Here is a 17,749-nt window from a genome sequence, read left to right as displayed (position 1 = left end):
CCGGATTGCGCACGATGTCAGAGCAGGTGATTAACGGTTCATGATGTTGACGCCAGGTCCGCGACCGTCATGTCCGCGACGGTCTGCCACAGCGGCTGGTAGCTCACCCAGGCGGCGAGGTCCCCGCCGAACCGCTCGCGGATGGCGACGGCGCTGTGGTGGTCGATGAGCACCGGCTTCCCGGCGGCCCGCGCGATCAGCTGCACCTGCGCCGCCCGTTCCGCCGCGACGAACCACCAGGCGGCGGCGTCCACGGAGCCGCCGACCGTCAGCAGCCCGTGGTTGCGCAGGACGAGCGCCTTGTACGGGCCGAGCGCCCGGCCGATCCGCGCGCCGTCGTCCGGGCCGGCGTACTCGTCGAGGAGCGCGTGGTCCTCGTAGAAGGCACAGGCCTCGTGGGTGATCGGGGCGAGGAGTTCCCCCAGGGCCGCGAGGGCCCGGCCGTACGGGGCCGGCACGCGGACGACGGCCACCGCCTCGGGGCGCGCCCGGTGCACGGCGGCGTGCACGGCGAAGGCCAGCTGGTTGACCCGCCGCTCCCCCTGGACGACCCGCCCGTCCCCGTCGACGAGCAGCAGGTCCTCGGGGCCGAGGGCGGCGAAGGCGCGGCCGAAGGGGTTCACCCAGTAGCAGTCGTCGAACTCCGGGTCCCGCGCGGTGACGTGTCCGGCGACCCCGTCCTCGTACCCGAGGCGTGCGAACAGCCGCAGCGTGCCCGCGAGCCGCTCCTTGCGGTGCGCGCGTTCGCCGGCCGGGTCGGTGTGCGCGGGCGGCATCTCGAAGGCCAGCCGGTCCACCGGCACCGGGCCGGGCCGCGTGCCCGGTGTCCACGTCTCCTCGGACATCGCCCGCCCTCCGTCGGTCCGTATGCGCCGCCGGTCCCCGTCTGCGCCGCCGTCGGCGCAAGGTACTGGCCCGCGCGCGAGGAGAACAGAGCCGCGCACCGGCGAAACCGCGCCGGCGCCGCCGCTCAGCCTGGCTGAGCGGCGGCGCCGTCGTGCGGGGCGGGGCCCCTTACTCCCACTCGATGGTGCCCGGGGGCTTGCTCGTGCAGTCCAGGACCACACGGTTCACCTCCGGCACCTCGTTGGTGATGCGGGTGGAGATCCGGGCGAGCACCTCGTACGGCATGCGCGTCCAGTCCGCGGTCATCGCGTCCTCGGAGGAGACGGGGCGCAGCACGATGGGGTGGCCGTAGGTGCGGCCGTCGCCCTGGACGCCGACGCTGCGGACGTCCGCGAGCAGGACGACCGGGCACTGCCAGATCTCGCGGTCCAGGCCGGCCGCGGTGAGCTCGTGGCGGGCGATGGCGTCGGCCTCGCGCAGCAGGTCCAGGCGCTCCTTGGTGACCTCGCCGACGATGCGGATGCCGAGGCCGGGGCCGGGGAAGGGCTGGCGCTGGACGATCTCGTCGGGCAGGCCGAGCTCCTGGCCGACCATGCGGACCTCGTCCTTGAACAGCTGGCGCAGCGGCTCGACGAGCTCGAACTCGATGTCGTCGGGGAGGCCGCCCACGTTGTGGTGCGACTTGATGTTCGCGGTGCCGGTGCCGCCGCCGGACTCGACGACGTCCGGGTAGAGGGTGCCCTGGACGAGGAAGGCGACCGCGGGGCCGTCCTCCTGGAGGATCTCCAGCTGGGCCTGCTCGAAGACGCGGATGAACTCGCGGCCGATGATCTTCCGCTTGGTCTCCGGGTCGGAGACGCCGGCGAGCGCGTTCAGGAAGCGCTCCTGCGCGTCGACGACCTTCAGCTGCACGCCGGTGGCGGCGACGAAGTCCTTCTCGACCTGCTCGGTCTCGCCCTTGCGCATCAGGCCGTGGTCGACGTAGACGCAGGTCAGCTGGGAGCCGATGGCCTTCTGCACGAGGGCCGCGGCGACCGCGGAGTCCACGCCGCCGGACAGGCCGCAGATGGCGCGCTTGTCGCCGACCTGCGCGCGGATGGCCGCGACCTGCTCCTCGACGATGTTGCCGGTGGTCCAGGTGGGGGCCAGGCCGGCGCCGCGGTAGAGGAAGTGCTCCAGGATCTGCTGGCCGTGCGTGGAGTGCATCACCTCGGGGTGGTACTGCACGCCGTACAGCTTCTTCTCGTCGTTCTCGAAGGCCGCCACGGGGACGACGTTCGTCGACGCGGTGACGGTGAAGCCCTCGGGGGCGGCGGAGCAGGCGTCGCCGTGCGACATCCACACCGACTGGTTCTCCGGGGTGCCCTCGAAGAGGGTGGAGCCGGCCTTGGAGACGGCCAGCGGGGTGCGGCCGTACTCGCGGGCGCCGGTGTTGTCGACGGTGCCGCCGAGCGTGGTCGCCATCAGCTGGAAGCCGTAGCACATGCCGAAGACGGGGACCCCGGCCTCGAAGAGGGCGCGGTCGAGCTGCGGGGCGCCTTCCTCGTAGACGGAGGACGGGCCGCCGGAGAGGATGATCGCCTTGGGGTTCTTGGCCAGCATCTCGTCGACGGGCATCGAGCTCGGCACGATCTCGCTGTAGACCCGTGCCTCGCGGACGCGGCGGGCGATGAGCTGGGCGTACTGGGCGCCGAAGTCGACGACGAGAACCGTGTCCGGGGCGCTGTCGTGGGCGGCGGAGGGTGCTTCTGGCACGGGGCGGCCTTCCGGCGGAAGAGGTGGCTGTTTTGTCGATTCTAACGGGGGAGACCGGGGCCCCTTCGTCTCACCATCCGAAGCGGCTTGGCACGCGCGGGCAGGGAGGGACATAATCCTTCCGTGCGCAAGCAGCTGAGCTTCCTCTTTACCTATGGCACCGGCCGGTCCGGTCGCCATGGGTCATCGTGATGCTCGCTTGAGCCGCTGACTTCCCAGAGCGCCCCGGTCCGACAGGACCGGGGCGCTCTGCGCTTTCCGGACCTGCGGGCCCCACCCGACAGGAGAGAAGACCATGACCACGATCGCCACCGCCCCCGAGCAGCTGATCGCCGAGTCCCGTACCCGCATCGACGCCATCGACGACCGCATCATCGGCCTGATCCAGGAGCGGATGGCCGTCTCGACGGTCATCCAGGACGCCCGGATCGCCTCCGGCGGGCGCCGGGTGCACCTGTCCCGCGAGATGGAGGTGCTGTCCCATTGGAGCGACGCCCTGGGCAAGCCCGGCACCGCCCTCGCGATGACCCTGCTGGAGCTGTGCCGGGGCCGGGTGTGACGGCTGTTCGTCACCCGTCCGGAGCGTGACCGCCCCCGGGAGGCTTCGTTGGTGAGGTTGTCCGCGTCAGCCAGCCGCGGAACCGCAACACCACGCGTGGCTCCGCAGGAGCGATGAGACGTACGCCCCGTGGTGCGTGCGTCGTGGGACCTCGCTCCCGCGCGTGACCGGACGGCAGGGGACAGCAGCCCGGTCACCCCGTGAAGGACGGCCGGCCCGGGGGACGCCCCGGGCCGGCCGTTCTGTGTGTGTGGCGGACGCCCCCTAGGCGTGCGTGCCGGTCTTGCGGCGGAAGGCCAGGACCAGGCCGCCGCCCGCGGCCACGAGCACCGCGCCGCCGAGGGCGAGCGGGCCGGCGGAGCTGCCGGTGGCGGCGAGGCCGCCGTTCGGCGTGATGCCGGAGGTGCTGGTGGTGCTCGTGGGCGTGGCCGAGGAGCTCGCCGTGGCGGTCGGCGAGGCGGTGGCCGAGGCGGTCGCCGTCGGGCTCGGCGAGGCGCCGCCGTCCTTCGTGCCGATCACGACGGACGCCTTGTCGTTGGCGTGGCTCGGGTCCCACGGCTGGCCCTTGGTGCCCTGCGGCGTCCCCTGGCCGACCGAGACGGAGCCCGCCGCGTTCGCCACGACCTGCTCGATCTTCAGCTCGAACGGGTAGCTGTACTTCTCCCGCTCGCCCACGACGTGGCCGGTGGAGCAGAAGTAGCGCGGCGCGCCCAGCGCCTGCTCACGGGCGGTGCCGTCGGCGTTGACGCCCTCGCACTCGGCCGGGACCCTGGTCGCCTTCGTACCGGCCGGGAGCACGATGTCCGTGCGGGCGACGCTCTCGCGGGAGCGCAGGTTCGCCACCCAGGCGGGCCCGTTGTTGCGGAAGCCGAAGTCGGCCCTGACCGTCTCGCCGGCCGCTCCGGCCACGGCGACGGGCCAGGCCACGAGGTCGGCGCTGTTCTTCGTCCTGAAGTCGAACTCCTGGAGGTTGTTCCAGGGGTCGAGGTCCACCGACTGCGCGGAGGCCCCGGCGGCGGCGCGCTTGTGCACGGCCAGCTTCTTGCCGCCGGCCGGCTTCTTCGACGCCGCGCCGGCCTTCGGCTGGTGGCCGTCCGCGTACACGGCGTAGGTGACGATGTCGGAGAAGGCGTGCGGGGCGGCCTTCAGCGTCAGCGAGCCGTCGACCCCGTAGACGCTGCCCGGCTCGTACTCGCCCTCCAGCAGGCACTGCACGGTGCTCCAGCCCGTGTTCAGGGGCCGGCCCGCGCCGGTGTCCTCGGAGTAGGTGCAGTTGTCGTACTGCTCCAGCAGGTCGATTCCGTGGGTGGTGCGCATCTCCAGGACGACGCCCCGGACGGACTCCGTGCCCTGGTTCGCGAAGACGATCGACAGGTTCTGCCGGTCGCCCGGCTTCTGCTCCTCCTTGAGCGCTGCCCGCTCCAGCACGAGGTCGGGGCCACCGACCCGGACCTTGGTGGTGGCCGCCTTGAAGGTGGCCCCCTCGGCCCTGCCGGTCACGGTGAGGTCCGCGGTGGCGCCGGCCCTGCTGCTCTGGGCGGCGCGCAGGTCCAGGCCGACGACGGTGGTCTCGCCCTTCCACAGCCCGGGGCGCTTGCAGGTGACGGCCGCCTCGGTGAGCGTGCAGTCCGAGCCCTGCTGCTTCGCGAGCGCGACGTCGGCGATCCCCTTGAGGCCGCCCAGGTCGATCGTGAAGGTGCTCTGGCGGTCGAACGCCGCGGCCGTGTCGTTGACGAGCCGGAACTCGACCGAGGTCTTCTGCGGTGCGCCGCCGTTCTGCCCGGGGTGCGGACGCAGGCCGATCTCGGCCGGTCCGGCCAGGGTGAAGGCGGGGTCCGCGGCGTGGGCGGGAGCGGCTGCGAGCCCCAGGGCGGCGACGCCGCAGGCAGCCAGCAAGGAGATGCGCTTTCTCATGCTGCCGTTGACGGCCGAACGCGAGCCGCAGTTGCCTCCTTGGTGGTGTGATCGACGCCACAGCCCGGCTCGGCGGATTCCGGTACAACCATCAAGGCTGAACATCTGTCACGTATGTACCGCGGTGGGTACCGCGCTCGGAGGGGGAGCGCGGTACCCACCGCCGTCATCCGGCAGGTTCCGGATCGCGCGGGGGAATTTCCGGGACCGCCAGGAACGGCAGCCGCAGCGCGCCGAACGCGTCCTTGGGGACGGCCGGCCGGACCGGTTCCACCGCGGCCAGGCGGACGTACGCCGCGCCCTGCTCGGGCCGCGGGTCCCGCTCGCCCTTGTTCGGCCAGTACGACATCGCCCGCTCCGCCTGCGCGGTGATCGTCAGCGACGGGTTGACCCCCAGGTTCGCGGAGACCGCCGAGCCGTCCACCACCGAGATGCCCGGGTGCCCGTGGAGCCGGTGGTACGGGTCCACCACGCCCTCCTCCGCCGACGCCCCGATCGGGCAGCCGCCCAGGAAGTGCGCGGTCAGCGGGGTCCCCATCAGCTCGCCGATGTTGGAGCCCGGGAAGCCGTTGATCTCCTCGGCCAGCAGGGTCGCGGCCTGCGTGGCCTCCTCGATCTGCACCGGGTTCGGGGCTCCGTGCCCCTGGCGGGCCGTGAGCAGGCCCTTCCCGATCCCACCCGGCTTGCGGTAGGTGGTCAGCGAGTTGTCCAGGGACTGCATGACCAGGCCGATGATGGTCCGCTCCGACCAGCGCCGGTTGGACAGCGACCGGGCCAGCTGGAGGGGATGCCGCGCGGTCCTGGCCAGCCAGCCGCGGACCCGGTGGGCGCTGTAGGGGACCTGCAGGACGGTCATGAACCCCATCGCGTTGGAACCCTTGCCGTAGCGGACCGGCTCGATGTGGGTGTCGGCGTTGGGGTGCACGGATGAGGTGATCGCCACGCCCCGGGTGAAGTCGGCCCGCTGCGCCCCGCCGGGGCCCGTGCCGTGCCGCCTGCGGTAGCGGCGGTCGTCGGTCTGCGCGCCGACCAGGCCCTCGGAGTTGGTACGGGTCAGCTCCCCGAGCCGCTGCGACAGCCGCGGCAGCTCACCACGGTCCTTCATGGTGTGCAGCAGGGTCTGCGTGCCGTACGTGCCGGCCGCGACGACCACGTACCGGCAGCGCAGCACCTTCGCCTTCCCGCGGCGGCGGCCGTCGGTGGGCACCGTACGGACGCGGTGACCGCCGGCCGGGTGCTCCGACAGTGCGGTGACCGTCGTCATGGGGTGGATGACGGCGCCGGCGCGCTCGGCGAGGTGCAGGTAGTTCTCGTTCAGGGTGTTCTTCGCGCCGTGCCGGCACCCGGTCATGCACTCGCCGCATTCGGTGCAGGCCCTGCGGGCGGGTCCGACGCCGCCGAAGTACGGGTCGGCGGTCTCCTCGCCGGGCCGGACCCGGGGCCCGTCCGCGGCGTCCTCGCCGTCGCCGAAGAAGACGCCGACGGGGGCCATGTGGAAGGTGTCCGCCACGCCCATCTTCTCGGCGGCCGCCCTGAGGTGGACATCGGAAGGTGTCATGGTCGGGTTGAGGCGCACCCCGAGCATCCGCTTGGCCTGGTCGTAGTACGGGGCGAGTTCGTCCCGCCAGTCGGTGATGGACGCCCACTGGCGGTCCTCGAAGAAGGCCCGCGGCGGCACGTAGAGGGTGTTGGCGTAGTTGAGCGAGCCGCCGCCCACACCGGCGCCCGCGAGCACCATGACGTTGCCGAGCAGGTGGATCCGCTGGATCCCGTACAGCCCGAGGGCCGGGGCCCACAGGTAGTTGCGCAGGTCCCAGCTGTTCTTCGGCAGGCTCTCACGGGTGAAGCGGCGCCCGGCCTCCAGGACGCCGACCCGGTACCCCTTCTCGGTGAGGCGCAGGGCCGAGACCGACCCCCCGAAGCCCGATCCGATGACGATGACGTCGTAGTCGTAGGCGTCGTCGGGTGCGCCGCCGGATGCGTTGTCGGGTGCGCCGTCGGATGCGTCGTCGGGTGCACCGCCGGATGCGTTGTCGTGCGACACGGATACCTCCTCAGCGCAGTCGGAGAGCCTTCATGACCTTGAGGCTGCGGGTCATGAACGCCGCGTACTTCTCGTCGTCCATGCCCAGCGAGGGCGCCATCGGGACCAGCCGCTGGTGGGCGACGGTCTGGGCCTCGGTGTACTTGAGGATGCCCTCGGAGCCGTGGCGGCGGCCGAGACCGGAGTCCTTCATGCCGCCCATGGGCGCCTGGGCGCTGCCGTAGGCGGGGGCGTAGCCCTCGTTGATGTTGACGGTGCCGGTGCGCAGGCGGGCGGCGACGGAGTGGCCGCGGCGGGCGTCCTTGGTCCAGACGCTGGAGTTGAGGCCGTAGGCGGTGGCGTTGGCCTCCGCGATCGCCTGCTCCTCGTCGGTGAAGCGGTAGATCGAGACGACCGGGCCGAAGGTCTCCTCGCCGCAGACCGCCATGGGGGCCTCGACGCCGTCGAGGATGGTGGGCTCGTAGAAGAGCGGGCCGATGTCGGGGCGGGCGGTGCCGCCGGCGACGAGCGTGGCCCCCTTGGCGACGGCCTCGTCCACGTGCCGCTGTACGGTCTCCAGCTGGCGCTCGCCGACCAGCGAGCCCATGTCGGCGCCGTAGGCGAGGGAGTTGCCCAGGCGCATGGCCCGGGTGCGGGCGGCGAATCGCTCGACGAAGGCGTCGGCGATCGAGGCGTGGACGTAGAGCCGCTCGATGGAGATGCACAGCTGGCCGGCGGAGGAGAAGCAGGCGCGGACGGCGCCCGCGGCGGCCTTCTCGACGTCGGCGTCGTGCAGGACGAGCATGGCGTTCTTGCCGCCGAGTTCGAGGGAGACCCCGACGAGCCGGTCGGCCGCGCCCCGGGCGACCTCGCGGCCGGTGCGGGTGGAGCCGGTGAAGGAGACGTAGTCGGCGTGGCGGACCACCTCGGGGCCCACGACGGGGCCCTCGCCGAGGACGATCTGGAAGACCTCGGCCGGCAGCCCCGCCTCGATCAGCAGGTCACGGGCCCACAGGGCGGTCAGCGCGGTCTCGGTGTCGGGCTTCATCACGAGGGCGTTGCCCGCGACGAAGGCCGGGAGGGCGTCGCCGACCGACAGTTCGAGGGGGTAGTTCCAGGGGGCGATCTGGCCGACGACCCCGCGCGGCTGGCGCAGCTCGGTGACCTTGGTGAGGGTGGGCATCGCGCCGGTGTGGCCCTTGGGGCGCAGGTACGAGGGTGCCTTGCGGCCGTAGTGGCGGGCCGAGACGGCGACGGCCTGGACCTCCTCATGGGCGTGCAGGCGGGCCTTGCCGGTCTCCAGCTGGATCAGGTCGAGGATCTCGGCCTGCCGGGCGAGGACCAGGTCGTGGAAGCGCAGCAGGACCGCCGCCCGCTTGCGTACGGGGACCGCGGCCCAGGCGGGCTGGGCGGCGCGGGCGCGGGCGAAGGCCTCGGCCACGTCCTCGGGGGTGGCCTCGGGGAGCTCCGCCAGCCGGTCCCCGGTGAAGGGGGTGTGGTTGGCGGTGCGGCCGGAGCCGATCACTCCGCGGGTCAGCCGTGCGACCAGGTCGGGCGTCACCACGTCGGCCGCGGTGCGGGCGCCGGCCGGGGCCGGGGCGACCGGGTTGGTGGGCTGCGGTGCGGTCCGCAGGGGGGCGGCGGGGGCCAGCGAGTCCGTCATGCCGGTGAGCGTATTGCGCCCGGCAGCCTTTGGGTACCCGCCGGTAACCGGATTTTGCCTTTTCCGCCAGCGATCGCTGGCAGGATGCCGGTGTCCGGGCCGATCAGGGCTTCTTGGCCGGTGGCTCCCAGCCGCTGAGCACGACGTCGAACTGCTGCTCGGTGGTGGCCCAGGTGGCGACCGGGCTGGACATGTAGATGGCGTACTCCGTGCCGTCCGGCGCCACGTACATCTGCTCCTTGGCCCGCCGCGGACCGGGGTGGTTCTGCTTCTCCGTCCAGGTGAAGTCCCAGAGCGCGGCCCGCGTGCTGTCCCGGAAGGTGTTCTGGTTCAGCCGCACCTTCTTGTAGTCGGTCCGCTTCGCCACCTGCTTCTCCAGGTCGAGCAGGTGCGCGTACGGATCCTGGTAGTCCGGGGTGGAGTCGGCGGCGATCCGGATGAAGTGCTTCCCGTCGTCCGGGGTGTAGTCGATCTGGTCGCCGTTCGCCTTGCGCGTCCAGCCCTCCGGGACGAACAGGGTGAAGCCGGCGAGGGGGTCGACGACCTTCGTGTAGCCGGCCGGCGGGGCCGCCGCCTGCGGCTTGCCGTCGTCGCCCGACGGGCCGCCCGTCGAGCTCGCGACACGGTCCGGGCCACCGTCCGACCCGGAGCCCCCGGTGTACTTGAGCACCCCGAACACCCCGCCGCCGCCGAGCAGCGCGGCCACCAGGGCCACCACCGCGGCGCGCTTGAGCCAGCCGCCGTCCCGGTCGGCCGGGGCGGACGCGGCCGCCGCCCCCGAGACCGCCGGTTCCGGCAGCGGGGCCGTCGGCGCGACCTCCGCCTGCGGGGCGGACTCCTCGGGCCGCTCCTGCGCCGCCGGGGCGAGCTCCTCGGACGTGACCGCGCGCGTCGGCACGTACGCGTGCGCCGCCTTCGGCTCGCGGCCCTCCATCGCCTCCAGCAGCATCCGCTCGGCCTCCTCCGCCGAGGGCCGCTCCGTGGGGTCCTTGCGCAGCAGGGCCGTGATCACCGGACCCAGTACGCCGGCTTGGCGCAGCGCCGGCGGCTCGTCGTTCACCACGGCCTGCAGGCTGGAGATGGGCGAGGTACGGCGGAACGGGGAGCGGGCCTCCACCGCCGTGTACAGGGTGGCGCCCAGCGACCACAGGTCCGAGGACGGGTCGGGGATCCCACCGGTGACCCGCTCGGGCGCCAGGTAGTCGATCGAGCCCACGATCTCGCCGGTGCGCGTGATGGACGAGTCGCCCTCGATCGCCGCGATCCCGAAGTCCGTGAGCAGCACCCGGCCGTCCTTGGCGAGCAGCACGTTGCCCGGCTTCACGTCCCGGTGCAGCACACCGACCGCGTGCGCGGCGCGCAGCGCGCCCAGCACGTGCAGCCCGATCCGGGCCGCCTCGCGCGGCTCGATCCGCCCGGCCGCCTTGGCCGCGTCCGCGAGGGAGGGGCCGTCGATGTACTCCATGACGATCCACGGCCGGTCGTCGTGCTCCAGCACGTCGTGGACGGTGACCACCGCCGGGTGCTGGATCCGGGCCGCGGCCCGCGCCTCCTTCTGCGTCCGGGCGTGCATGACGTCCCGGTCCGCCTGGGCCACGTACAGACCCGCCGTCAGTTCCTTGACCGCGACAGTCCGGTGGAGCAGCTCGTCATGCGCGCGCCACACCTTTCCCATACCGCCCCGGCCGATCGGCTCGACGAGCCTGTACCGGCCCGCCAGCACGGCGCCCCCACCTGTCTGCTGTTCCACGAATTCCCGCCGCTCTCTGCACTTCAGGCCAGATTACGGAGCCCACGGGGGCTGTCGGAACCGCCCGGGCGCCGAAAGACGGCACTGTGACGCAATCGCCGTACTGATCAGTCGTCAATATCCGCTCATCCGCCCGCCTTGTAACTCGCCGTGGCCTTCTCGAAGACCTCGGTGACCCTGGTCTGTTCGTCCTCCGGACCGGTGACCAGGACGACGTGGTAGCTGCCCGCCAGCGCGACGACGAAATTGCGCGCGAACACGTTGCGGCCGGTCCCGTCGATCCACGTGTAGCGGCCGGTGGCGCGCAGTTGCTGGCCGACCCTGGTGGTCTTCACGTCCCCGACGGTCGACCAGGTGGAGGTCCGGTACGGCGTCAGCTCCGGCTCCTTGTCCTTCTGGTACGCCGCCGGGTCCGGATTGCCCTCGACCTTGTCCCGGCCGGGGACCACGGTCAGCACGAACGACCCGTCGGTGTAGCGCACCTGGCCCGCCTCGTTGATCCCGCGGCGCTCCCAGCCCTCGGGGACGGCGATCTCGAAGTGCTCCGGGTCCTGTTGGGTGGTGTAGCCGGGCGGGGCCGGAGCGGGTGCGGCCTGCGAGGCGGCGGGCCCGGTGGTCTGGGGCGCCGGCTTGGACTCGGGCGTTCCGGTGGGCACCTGGGAGGGGCCGGGCCTCGACGACGCGTGCGCGGTGGTCTCCCCGGGGCCGTCCTGCTCCTGCGGCACGCCGGCCCGCGGCATGAACAGCATCGCGTACGCGACGGCCCCGGCGAGGAGGACCAGGATGCCGACGAGCAGGGTCCGGCCGAGCGCCCGCGGCTTGCGCGCGGCCGTGGGATTGCGGTGCCGCCCGTGGACCTCGCCGCGGCGGCGTACGACGGGCAGCCGCGCGGGATCCGGCTCGGGCATCGGGAGCACGCCGAGCCCCGCGTCCGGCTCGGGCGCGGACCGTACGAGCGAGCGCAGCCAGCCGCGCAGTTCCTCGAAGTCCGGCCGCTCGGTGGGGTCCTGGCGCAGCAGGGACTCCACGACCGGGCGGAGGGCGCCGCATTCCTCGGCGAAGGCGGGGGGTTCGCCGCAGACCATCTCGACGAGCTCGGCGACGCTGTCCTCCGGGTAGGGGGCGTGGCCCTGCACGGCGCGGTAGAGCAGCGCGCCGAGCGCCCAGAGGTCGGTGGCGGGCCCGACGGGCGCCGCCAGCTGCCAGTGGCCGTGCACGGGGCCGGCCTGTTCGGGGGCCCACCGCTCGGTGATCGCGCCGACCAGGGCCATGCGTGTGTGCCGTGCCCGCTCGGCGTCGAGCCCGGTCCACGGGGCGGCCTGCGGGGCCCGTTCCGGGGCGGGCGCCGGGGTCCCCGGGGTCTCGGCCTGGTGGTAGCCCTGCGGCAGGGCGAGCTGTGCGGGCAGGCCGGGCACGGCCGGCGGCTCGGTCCGGCTCCAGGCGGGCGGCGCCGGGACGGGCCGGGCCTCGGGCTCGGGTCCGGCTTCGGGTTCCGGTCCGGCTTCGGGTTCCGGGGAGGCTTCGGGTGCGGCCTGCGGCAGGGCGGGGCGGCGCGGGGTCGCGCCGTGCCAGGCGCCGGCCTCGGTCCCGGTGCCGGCTGCGGTGCCGGTGCCGGTGCCGGTCCCGGTCTGCGGTCCTCGGCCGTAGGGGTACGAGTACCCCTGCGGGAGGGTCGATCCCTCGGGCCTGCGCTCGGGCGTCGCCTCGGTGGCGGTGGCTGCCTCGATGGCCGCTTCGGCCCTGCGCTGCTCCGTGACCCGGGCGGCGGCCCGCGCGCCCGCACGGTAGGCGGCGACCACCCCGGCGCGCGCGGCGGCCTGCGGGTCGGCCCGGTCCTGCGGACGGCCGGGGGCGATGTGGTCGTTGTACCGCGGCCCGGTGTCGTACCCGGGGGCCACGAGCGGCGCGTACCCGGGCGCTTCGGACGGAGGCGGAGGTGCCGGGGCCGGGATCGGGGCCGGCAGGGTCGGCGGGGTCGGTGCGGGAACAGGTAACGGGGCGGGGGCGGGGGCGGGGCCCGGACCCCAGCGCTCGTCGGGAGCGGAGTCGGCGCCGCGGGGGACGGGGTCGTAGCCGCACAGGGCCTCCTCCGCGGCGCCGGCCGCCAGGCCGGTCAGCACGACCCTGCCGTCCTCGCACACCAACACCGTGCGGACCGTGATGTTCCGGTGGGTCCAGCCGTGCGCGTGCAGCACCCGCAGCGCGGTGAGCACGTCCGACGCCACCTCGGCCGCCCGGTAGGGGCTGAGGGGTGCGTCGGCGAGCAGCGCGGCCAGCGGCCTGGCCGGGACGAGTTCGCTCACTATCCACAGCGACTCGCCCTCGGCGAACACGTCGAAGACCTGGTCCAGCCGCGGATGGTCGGGAATCGCGGCCGCGGCCTGCGCCGCCTCGATCGCGCGGCGGACGGCCGGCAGGTCGGCGGGAGCGCGGCGGGCCGCCGGAACGGCCGACGGCCCGTCCACCAGTTCGGCGTCCACGACCTCCGGCAACGGCAGCTGCCGCACCAGGACTTCCTGTCCGCTGCGCGTGTCGAAGGCCCGGGTCTCGACGAGCTCGTACGCGTCGGACGGCGGCAACGGCAGGCGGTAGCGGCCGGCCAGGATCCGGCCCGCGTACTCCTCCACATCGCCTCCCCCGAGTGCGGCGGGCCCTCAGGGCCCCGCTGACACGATACGTCGACAGGGGCGCCTGCGTCCCGGGGTCAGCCGAGAGGCTGGAAGGTCTGGAAGGCGACCTCGCGCATCTGGGTGCACTCGGGGCCGTCCCACTGGTCTGCGGGGCAGCTGATCATGATGGCGTAGCCGTGCGTGGCGTCGGTCTTGAAGCCGCGGTTGAGGACGCGCATCTTGACCCCGCCGTGCTCCCGCTCGAACTCCCAGTCCGCGACGGTCGGGTAGCCCCGGTACTCCGTCTTGTCTATGCGGATCTGCCGGTAGCCCTTGCTGCTGCCACCCACCGCGGGGGCCAGCTTGATCCAGGCGAGGGCCGCGTCGTCGCCCGGCTTGCCGGTGAAGTCGACCTGGATCCGCGGGAATCCGCCGTCGCGGCTGAATATCCCGCCGGAGTTCTCCCCGGCGGTGCCCGTCCGCTTGAACCCCTCGGGCATCGCCATCGAGAAGTGGAAGCCGGGCTCCGTCACCATCACGAAGCCGGCGGGAAGCGCGCCGCCCGCTCCCCCGGTCGTGGCGCCCTGACCCTGGCCCTGACCCTGGCCCTGTCCGGCGGTCTGCTGGCCCTGGCCCTGGCCCTGAGCGGCGGCGCCCGCGTCGGTACCGGCGCCGGCGGTACCGCCCGCGCCCGTCTCACCGGTGTTCCCCGACGGCTTCGGCGAACCCTGCTCGGCGCCGCCCGAGGTCTGCGGGGCGGACGCGGCCGGGGTGGGCTGACCGCCCTTGCCCTGGTTCTTCTTGTCCTGGTCGTCGCCGCTGACGGCGTAGACGATCAGCGAGCCGACCACCACGAGGACGGCGACCACGGCGGCCACCGCGAGCGCGATGGTGCGCCGCGGCATGACGTCCGTGAGCGGCGCGACGACGGCGGCGGGGCGGCCCTTCGGCGCCTCCGCGGCCGAGACCGCGACGGCCGGGGCGGCCGTCGCCGCCTTGCGGGCGGCCTTCAGCGCGGCGCGGGCGCGCTCGCGCTGCTCCCGCTCCCGGCGCTCCCGTTCCTTCTTCGCGGCCTTCGCGGCGGCCTTCTCCGCGGTGGCCTTCTCGGCGGCCTGCTGGGCGTCCGCCAGCGATATCTGCCGGGTCTCCTCGGCGACCGCGGGCACCGCGGGGGCGGGCACCGGCTCGGGCGCGGCGAGGACGGACGTGAGCATCTCCCGGGCGCGCTCCTCGTTCAAGCGGCGGGCCGGGTCCTTGGCGAGCAGACCGTAGATGACCTCGGTGAGCGGGCCGGCGTTCTTCGGCGGGTCGACCGGCTCGGTCATGACGGCGGTGAGCGTGGCGAGCGCGGACCCCTTGTCGTACGGGGGCACGCCCTCGACGGAGGCGTACAGCAGGCCGCCGAGCGACCACATGTCGGCGGGCGGGCCGGGCTTCTGGCCGCGGGCGCGCTCGGGCGAGATGTAGGAGGGCGCGCCGACGAGCATGCCGGTGGAGGTGACGGAGGGGTCGCCCTCGACCTGGGCGATGCCGAAGTCGGTGAGGACGACGCGGCCGTTGCCGGCGATGAGCACGTTGGAGGGCTTGACGTCCCGGTGCAGGATGCCCTGTCCGTGCGCGGCGCGCAGGACTTCGAGCACGGCGAGGCCGACCTCGGCGGCGCGGTGCGGGGTGAGGGGGCCGTTCTCCCGGATGAAATCGGCGAGCGAGGGCCCCTCGATGAGTTCCATGACGATCCACGGCCGGGCGTCCTCGTCGACGACGTCGTAGACGGTGACAGCGCCGCCGCTGCGGATCCGGGCGATGGCCTTGGCCTCGCGGAGGGTGCGGGTGATGAGGCGGCGCTTCTCGTCGTCGTCGACCCCGCTGCTGAAGCGGAGTTCCTTGACGGCGACGGTACGGCCCAGGGTCTCGTCCTGGGCCCGCCAGACGGTGCCCATGCCGCCCTTGCCGAGCACGGCTCCCAGCCGGTACCGGCCGGCCAGCAGCCGCCCTTCGTGCTGCCCGTCCCCGGCCGCCTTGGCCGCGGCGGCCTTGACGGCCGCCGCCATCGCGTCGGCCTTCTCAACGACGGGGTTCCCCCCGGTCGCCCCCACCGCAGGCGCGGCCTTGCCCAGGCTCGGCTTCGCCGCCGCGGGCTCCGCCGCAGGCGCGGCCTTGCTCAGGCTCGGCACGTCGGCGGACTTCGCGTCACCATCCGGCTCCGCCGCGGGAACGGACTTCGCCCCGCCCGGCTCAGCGCCGGCCCGCGCCGCAGGCGCGACCTTGCCCAAGCTCGGCTTCGCCGCCGCCGGCTCCGCACCGGCGTCCGGCTCCGCCGCAGGCGCGGCCTCGGCCGGTCCCGGCTTCGCGGCCGCAGGCGCGGCCTTGCCCGGCTTCGGCTCGGCAGCCGCAGCGGAACCCCCGGGCTTCGGCCCATCAGCCTCCGCGTCAGCGGCAGACCTTGCCGCGGGCACGGAAACATCCTCGGGCTTCGCCGCAGGCGACCCGGCAGGCGACCCCGCAGAGGCGCCGTCGTCAAGCTCCGCCGCAGGCGCCCCGGCAGGTGACTCGGTGTGCTCCGGCTTCGACATGCGTCCCCTCTGCGATCGTGCCGCTGCTCCGCCCGCCCCAGCGGCTGAGCGACCCGGCGGCCGGGGCCCACGGTAACCCGCCCCGGCAGAGCCATCATTGTTCCTCACTCCGCAACGGACGGACCCCCCGGGTCTGCGGTTCCGCCTTCCGGATCCCGGAGTTACAACGGAACGATGTCGGGCGCCCCCAGCCGCGCCGCGTCCGCCGTCTGGTCGTCCGGCTGCCGCTGCGATTCCCGTTCCGCCTGGACCCGCTTCTCGTAGTGCTCCACTTCCTTCTCGATCTGCTGCTTGTCCCACCCCAGCACCGGAGCCATCAACTCCGCGCATTCCCGCGCCGACCGCGTCCCCCGGTCGAAGGTCTCGATCGAGATCCGCGTCCGCCGCGTCAGTACGTCGTCCAGGTGCCGCGCCCCCTCGTGCGAGGCCGCGTACACGATCTCCGCACGCAGGTAGTCGTCCGCCCCCGTCACCGCCTTGCCCAGTTCCGGGTCGTCGGCGACCAGACCGAGCAGCTCCTCCGTCAGCGTCCCGTACCGGTTCAACAGGTGTTCCACCCGCACCACATGAAGGCCCGTCCGGGCCGCCATCCGCGCCCGCCCGTTCCACAGGGCCTTGTACCCCTCGGCCCCCACCAGCGGCACGTCCTCCGTCACGCACGGCGCCACCCGCTGGTCCAGCCCGTGCACCGCCTCGTCGACGGCGTCCTTCGCCATGACCCGGTACGTCGTGTACTTGCCGCCCGCGACCACCACCAGCCCCGGCACCGGATGCGCCACCGTGTGCTCGCGCGACAGCTTGCTCGTCGCGTCCGACTCGCCGGCCAGCAGCGGCCGCAGGCCCGCGTACACGCCCTGGACGTCGTCGCGCGTCAGCGGCACCGCCAGCACCGAGTTCACGTGCTCCAGGATGTAGTCGATGTCCGCGCTGGATGCCGCCGGGTGCGCCTTGTCCAGGTCCCAGTCGGTGTCCGTGGTGCCCACGATCCAGTGCCGCCCCCACGGGATGACGAACAGCACCGACTTCTCGGTGCGCAGGATCAGCCCGGTGGTCGAATGGATGCGGTCCTTCGGCACGACCAGGTGGATGCCCTTCGAGGCCCGTACGTGGAACTGCCCGCGCTCCCCGATCAGCGCCTGGGTGTCGTCCGTCCACACCCCGGTGGCGTTGACGACCTGCTTGGCGCGGATCTCGTACTCGACGCCGCCCTCCACGTCCCGCACGCGGGCACCGACGACCCGTTCACCCTCGCGCAGGAATCCGATGACCCTCGCCCGGTTGGCGCAGTGCGCCCCGTACGCCGCGGCCGTCCGCACGAGCGTGGTGACGTACCGCGCGTCGTCCATCTGGGCGTCGTAGTACTGGAGGGCGCCCACCAGGGCGTCCTTGCGCAGCGCCGGTGCCACCCGCAGGGCCCGGGAGCGCGACAGGTGCCGGTGCACCGGCAGGCCGCGGCCGTGACCGCTGGAGACCGACATGGCGTCGTACATCGCGACGCCCGCGCCGGCATAGAGCCGCTCCCAGCCCTTGTGCTGCAGGGGGTACAGGAAGGGCACCGGCTTCACCAGGTGCGGGGCGAGGCGCTCCAGCAGCAGACCGCGCTCCTTCAGCGCCTCCCGCACGAGGGCGAAGTCGAGCATCTCCAGATACCGCAGACCGCCGTGGATCAGCTTGCTCGACCGGCTGGAGGTGCCCGAGGCCCAGTCCCGCGCCTCCACCAGACCGGTGGACAGGCCTCTCGTCACGGCATCGAGCGCAGTGCCGGCGCCGACCACGCCCGCACCCACGACCAGCACGTCCAGTTCCCGCTCGGCCATCCGGGTGAAGGCCACGGCTCGCTGCCCCGGCCCCAGTGTCGCTGTCCTCACGGCTGCCTCCCGTCGGTGCGGATGAGATCCCGCTCACATGCCCCCGTTTCATGATTCTGACGTCCCGCACTCACATCAGCCACCGCCTGTGGACAACACAACGGTGGCGTTCACCCCGGAATGCGACATATCTGTCATATATAAGCCTAGTCTGACATTGCGCCAGCTCCCTGACCTCGGGAGGACTTG

At 73.3% G+C, this 17,749-nt stretch carries 10 protein-coding genes; 1 reads left to right on the top strand and 9 read right to left on the bottom strand.

Annotated elements, in window-relative coordinates; genetic code table 11:
- Window positions 1-38: 38 nt before the first annotated feature.
- Together NRK68_RS20595 and guaA are read right to left on the bottom strand one after the other, a co-directional pair.
- Window positions 39-845 (bottom strand): class II aldolase/adducin family protein, encoded by an 807-nt coding sequence (locus tag NRK68_RS20595; protein ID WP_183066906.1) that lies wholly within the window; start codon window positions 843-845, stop codon window positions 39-41.
- A gap of 169 nt (window positions 846-1,014) precedes the next feature.
- Window positions 1,015-2,601 (bottom strand): glutamine-hydrolyzing GMP synthase, encoded by a 1,587-nt coding sequence (gene guaA / locus NRK68_RS20590; protein ID WP_183066907.1) that lies wholly within the window; start codon window positions 2,599-2,601, stop codon window positions 1,015-1,017.
- A gap of 295 nt (window positions 2,602-2,896) precedes the next feature.
- Here guaA and NRK68_RS20585 point away from each other — a divergent pair, with 295 nt between their 5' ends.
- Entirely contained in the window at window positions 2,897-3,160 is a 264-nt protein-coding gene (locus NRK68_RS20585) for a chorismate mutase (RefSeq protein ID WP_037919013.1), read from the top strand.
- A 264-nt stretch (window positions 3,161-3,424) separates the two neighbouring features.
- Here NRK68_RS20585 and NRK68_RS20580 read toward each other — a convergent pair whose 3' ends face one another.
- From NRK68_RS20580 to NRK68_RS20550, 7 genes are all read right to left on the bottom strand, one after another.
- Window positions 3,425-5,074, bottom strand: coding sequence for a peptidase (locus tag NRK68_RS20580; RefSeq protein WP_257856386.1), 1,650 nt, complete (start codon window positions 5,072-5,074; stop codon window positions 3,425-3,427).
- A gap of 166 nt (window positions 5,075-5,240) precedes the next feature.
- Window positions 5,241-7,013 carry a GMC oxidoreductase gene (locus NRK68_RS20575; protein WP_183067103.1) on the bottom strand — a complete coding sequence of 591 codons (1,773 nt, stop codon included), beginning with the start codon at window positions 7,011-7,013 and terminating at the stop codon, window positions 5,241-5,243.
- 115 nt (window positions 7,014-7,128) lie between these two features.
- A complete protein-coding gene (locus NRK68_RS20570; RefSeq protein ID WP_183066909.1) occupies window positions 7,129-8,760 on the bottom strand; it encodes a succinic semialdehyde dehydrogenase in 1,632 nt (543 codons plus the stop codon).
- Window positions 8,761-8,863: 103 nt separating this feature from the next.
- Window positions 8,864-10,510 (bottom strand): serine/threonine-protein kinase, encoded by a 1,647-nt coding sequence (locus tag NRK68_RS20565; protein WP_183066910.1) that lies wholly within the window; start codon window positions 10,508-10,510, stop codon window positions 8,864-8,866.
- Window positions 10,511-10,635: 125 nt separating this feature from the next.
- Entirely contained in the window at window positions 10,636-13,137 is a 2,502-nt protein-coding gene (locus NRK68_RS20560) for a serine/threonine kinase C-terminal domain-containing protein (protein WP_257856385.1), read from the bottom strand.
- Window positions 13,138-13,214: 77 nt separating this feature from the next.
- Window positions 13,215-15,170: a serine/threonine-protein kinase gene (locus NRK68_RS20555; RefSeq protein ID WP_220819043.1), complete on the bottom strand. Its 1,956-nt coding sequence runs from the start codon at window positions 15,168-15,170 to the stop codon at window positions 13,215-13,217.
- A gap of 683 nt (window positions 15,171-15,853) precedes the next feature.
- A complete protein-coding gene (locus NRK68_RS20550; RefSeq protein ID WP_183066913.1) occupies window positions 15,854-17,560 on the bottom strand; it encodes a glycerol-3-phosphate dehydrogenase/oxidase in 1,707 nt (568 codons plus the stop codon).
- Between the last annotated feature and the right edge of the window lie 189 nt (window positions 17,561-17,749).

Source organism: Streptomyces yangpuensis, from assembly GCF_024666385.1.
In the GTDB taxonomy this organism is placed as follows: domain Bacteria; phylum Actinomycetota; class Actinomycetes; order Streptomycetales; family Streptomycetaceae; genus Streptomyces; species Streptomyces yangpuensis.
Note: the sequence above shows the minus strand (reverse complement) of the source record. Positions and strands in the feature narration are given on the sequence as shown.

Excerpts from the sequence above, each read along its gene's own strand:
- NRK68_RS20595 (WP_183066906.1), bottom strand. The coding sequence starts at position 845 with ATGTCCGAGGAGACGTGGACACCGGGCACGCGGCCCGGCCCGGTGCCG.
- NRK68_RS20585 (WP_037919013.1), top strand. The coding sequence starts at position 2,897 with ATGACCACGATCGCCACCGCCCCCGAGCAGCTGATCGCCGAGTCCCGT.
- NRK68_RS20580 (WP_257856386.1), bottom strand. The coding sequence starts at position 5,074 with ATGAGAAAGCGCATCTCCTTGCTGGCTGCCTGCGGCGTCGCCGCCCTG.
- NRK68_RS20570 (WP_183066909.1), bottom strand. The coding sequence starts at position 8,760 with ATGACGGACTCGCTGGCCCCCGCCGCCCCCCTGCGGACCGCACCGCAG.
- NRK68_RS20555 (WP_220819043.1), bottom strand. The coding sequence starts at position 15,170 with ATGGCGGCGGCCGTCAAGGCCGCCGCGGCCAAGGCGGCCGGGGACGGG.